The sequence below is a fragment of the Moorena sp. SIO3B2 genome (assembly GCF_010692525.1).
GTDB lineage: Bacteria > Cyanobacteriota > Cyanobacteriia > Cyanobacteriales > Coleofasciculaceae > Moorena > Moorena producens.
In genome coordinates this window covers 1-3,999 of the sequence record NZ_JAAHHE010000484.1, presented here as the reverse complement: position 1 = coordinate 3,999, position 3,999 = coordinate 1, and the positions used below count along the sequence as shown (strand labels likewise).

General features: G+C 44.0%; 4 protein-coding genes. 1 reads left to right on the top strand and 3 read right to left on the bottom strand.

The window, feature by feature from the left end:
• A partial coding sequence (locus F6K38_RS36670; protein WP_287359939.1) for a hypothetical protein occupies positions 1-182 on the bottom strand: 182 nt, incomplete at its 3' end.
• 275 nt (positions 183-457) lie between these two features.
• On the opposite strand from F6K38_RS36670, the gene F6K38_RS36665 reads away from it, so the two are divergent.
• Positions 458-2,398: an ATP-binding protein gene (locus tag F6K38_RS36665; protein WP_287359938.1), complete on the top strand. Its 1,941-nt coding sequence runs from the start codon at positions 458-460 to the stop codon at positions 2,396-2,398.
• Between the two features lie 335 nt (positions 2,399-2,733).
• On the opposite strand, the gene F6K38_RS36660 is transcribed toward F6K38_RS36665, so the two are convergent.
• Both F6K38_RS36660 and F6K38_RS36655 read right to left on the bottom strand, forming a co-directional pair.
• Complete coding sequence (locus F6K38_RS36660) at positions 2,734-3,141, bottom strand: GPW/gp25 family protein (RefSeq protein ID WP_287359937.1); 408 nt, start codon at positions 3,139-3,141, stop codon at positions 2,734-2,736.
• Positions 3,142-3,375: 234 nt separating this feature from the next.
• Positions 3,376-3,999 (bottom strand): Uma2 family endonuclease (locus F6K38_RS36655; protein ID WP_287359935.1); only part of this gene is annotated, 624 nt, incomplete at its 5' end.

The following is a 3,999-nucleotide window of genomic DNA, read 5'->3' as shown; positions in this document are numbered from 1 at the left end:
AGGGAGTGCATCACATTAGCCATTCTACTGCCCCATTCCCCGACCGCCTCTTCCGCGTTCCAATCCCTGTCCTCTTCATGTCGTCTTCTAGAACCCATCACTCTGGAGTCTTTCTTTTTTTGAGCATTTGTCCTAGAAGTAGAGTGAGAATATTTCGGTTTATAGGTATGAGTAGTGCGCATAGCTATTTCCTTTTTTCTTAAGTAAGTATTCAGCTATCAGCTGTCAGCCGTCAGCAAATCAATGGGAGGTAGTAAACAAGCTGGGGGGTGCTGGTACGGCTGGTTTAAAATCCCTGCTCGTTTTACACTATCCCTACCGTGCCGTAAACAGGCGTCGAACGTTTACGCATCCCCCCATCAGCTGATAGCTGATAGCTGACGGCTGAATGCTTTCATCCCATGTACCCTTAAAGAAAACAATATCAGTCGATCGGATCGTCTTCATGGAGCGCGACATGGCACCCCTTTCTCAAACCAACTGGTATCACTCTAATCTTAGTTCTCTGTTTCAAGAAATCGAGCGAGTTCGTAACTATTTAGAAAAATACATAGAAGGTAATATAAATCAACAAACCGTTACTGAAATTGTTGACGATACTTCTGCCCTGGCTAAACTTTGTAACAAATTCCTTCTCTCCCCCTTTGAAAGGGATATCCTGCTCATGTGCGCGGGAATGGAAATCGAACCATTATTCCATTCTTTGTTTGCCCAAGCCCAAAAAAATAGTCCTAACAAAAACTATCCTACTCTCAGTTTAGCTTTTGACGCCATTCCCGGAGCCAATTGGGGTGTCCTTTCTCCCCAACGCCCTTTACTTTACTGGCAACTGCTCCACATAGAACCAGGATTGATCCTAAGCCAGTCCCCCCTCTATATTGACCAGCGTATCCTCTGCTTTCTTTTAGGTGAATATGCCACAGACGAGGAATTAGCAGGCAAGATCATACCCCTACCGCCTCAGACCAACGGTCATCTTTTGCCTAGCTCTCAGTTAAGTATAGGGTCGCAATTGATCACCATTTGGTCTGGCAGCGAGGGGAGAAATAGCTATCCCGTGGTGCAATTATCTGGCTCGGATCGAAGCACAAAATACCAAATTGCCTCCGCCACTTGTCAGGGTTTGGGGTTAAAGTTACAAACTCTCGAACCATTGGCTCTGACCACCAACCCCCAGGATGTCTACCTACTCGCGAAGCGTTGGCAAAGGGAAGCCCATCTTAGCAATAGTGTCCTGTTTATTGACTGGGATAGTTATAATTTTACCGAGCCAGGGCGGGAGTTGGCTCTGAGCCAATTTATTGATAGTAACAATACTCCCTTAATCCTCAGCAGCAATGACAGAAAAATTGACTGTCAGCGGACTGTTGTTAACCTAGACATCCCCCCATTGAGCCACCAGGAACAATATGACCTGTGGGAATGCCATCTCGGGTCAGCAGCAGCAGAACTTAACGGTCAAATTCAGCGCATCGCCGTACAGTTTAACCTCAGTAGTGCTAGTATTCAAGCCGCCTGTGATCAATTCAAAATTCAAAATTCAAAAGTTCAATTATGGGATTTCTGCCGCCAAATCAGCCGTAATCAATTAGAACACTTAGCGCAACCGATAAATGCTACTGCTACCTGGGACGATCTCGTATTACCTACCCCACAACGGCTGCTTCTTGGGGATATTGCCACTCATCTCAGATACAAGTATAAAGTCTATCAGGAATGGGGTTTCGCCCATTTTGGGGATCGGGGTTTGGGCATCAGCGCCCTATTTTACGGTGCTAGCGGTACTGGTAAAACCATGGCTGCAGAGGTATTAGCCAACGAATTTCGCCTGGATCTTTATCGCATCGACCTAAGTCGAGTAGTCAGTAAATATATTGGAGAGACCGAAAAGAATCTGCGGCGGATCTTTGATGCTGCTGAAACAGGTAGTGCAATTCTTCTGTTTGACGAAGCCGATGCCCTGTTTGGTAAGCGTACCCAAGTTAAAGACAGTCACGACCGCAACGCTAACATCGAAGTCAGCTATTTGCTGCAGAGAATGGAAGCCTATCAAGGGTTAGCTATTTTGACCACCAATTTCCAAAGCGCTCTCGATAGTGCCTTTGAGCGCCGGATTCGCTTTGTGGTCGAGTTTCCTTTTCCCGATTCCGAAATCCGTACCCAAATTTGGCAGCGGATTTTTCCGACTATGACACCAACCCAAAACTTAAATTACCAGAAACTGGGTCAACTCAAAGTAGCTGGCGGAAATATTCGCAATATTGCCCTTTATGCCGCTTTTTTTGCCGCCGCCGCCGATGAACCCGTGAACATGGAACATATCTATGAAGCGACAAAACGGGAATATCAAAAGTTGAAGAAAATGTTGACAAACGAAGAGATTGAAGGCTGGTTTTAGTTGTGGGGAGTTAATGGGAATCGGGAATCGGGAATCGGGAATCGGGAATCGGGAATCGGGAATCGGGAATCGGAGGCGTAGGGTGGGCAAATGCTGACCCTGTGACAACAATATCTCGAATCGGGTCCATTTGCCCACCTTCCCTGAGCGGCTGTGGGGTTTGGTGGGCAAATGCTGAACCTCTGACAACAATATCTCGAATCGGGTCGATTTGCCCACCCTACAAGGGGTTTGGTGGGCAAATGCTGACCCTCTGACAACAATATCTCGAATCGGGTCGATTTGCCCACCCTACAAGCTTTATTTTTAATTTTTAATTTTTAATTTTTAATTACTCAAACCGTTTGAGCCTCATTAATATAAAAAGGATAAACCAGGTTAAACCTAGAATTAGTGACTCGCACCGTATAGGTAATACTTATTAACAACAATCCCTCTATTTCACTGTCCTCAATATTAATTTCCTCCACATCTATACGATGCTCATGGTTCAACAGAGCATCAGAAATCGTGCCTCTTATTCCCGTAATTAACCCTTGAGTAATTTCCTCAAACAGAAACTGACTCAATTCGCAACCAAAATCAGGCTGCATAATCCGTTCAGCTGGACGGGTTGACAGGATAATTTCCAGACTTTGGACAATATCCTCCTGATCAGACACCATCTCCACCGTTCCAGTATCCCCATTAAATGTAGGGGGAAAACTCCATCCTGTCCCTAAAAAAGAGCTGTTTTGTTCCATTTGTCTCTTGCCTCTTGCCTTAATAGTATTTTTAGGGTGCGTTAGCTATTAGCATAACGCACTATTGTATCGAATTTGTGCGTTAGCGACATCGTAACGCACCCTACGGACTTGATTTTAAATTTTGAATTTTGAATTAAAAAAATTTGGTGGACAAATAATGTACCTCTGACCATGTAATCATAAATCATCGACCTTTGCCCACCCTACAATAACTGAATTTTGAATTTTGTTTTAGTCAACCTTCCCCTTATCGGTCAATTTCTTAACTAGGTTTTCATGTTCCGGTGATTTTAATCCCTCCTGTAAAATGGCTAATACTTGGCCTAAGTCTCCGGTAAGTAAAGCATCTTGGGCTAACCATAACCCAGGGAAGTAGTCACTACAGATAATGCCTTTATCATTCGGGTTTAGTTTAATATATTTTCCTTCCCTTAACCGAAACCAATCAAGTTCTCCGTCATAAACCCGCCAAACTAAATATTCTTGAACTTGATTACGTCGGTAAGCTTTTAATTTATCATTTAAATCAATAGAGGCCGTACTGGCTGCTATTTCTACGATTAATTCTGGCGCACCTTCTACATAGCCGTCTTCACTAATCCTTGATTGTCCATCTACCGTTAGTCTTAGTAAAGCATCCGGTTGAGGTTCATTGTCGGCATCTAGACGTACAGTCGCATTATCTCCCACTTCTACCCCTGGTGTAGCTGACCAATATGTACCTAACCAAGTCATAATACGAGCATGGGGATTAGCATGTTGGGTCATTCTTAAGGGTGATGCCATATAAACAATTCCTTCGATTAATTCCGCTTTTTTGACATCAGGCATTTGTTCATAACGCTGTTCAAATTC

Bases quoted from the DNA above. Each gene is read 5' to 3' on its own strand.
- F6K38_RS36665 (WP_287359938.1), top strand. From the start codon at position 458: ATGGCACCCCTTTCTCAAACCAACTGGTATCACTCTAATCTTAGTTCT.
- F6K38_RS36660 (WP_287359937.1), bottom strand. From the start codon at position 3,141: ATGGAACAAAACAGCTCTTTTTTAGGGACAGGATGGAGTTTTCCCCCT.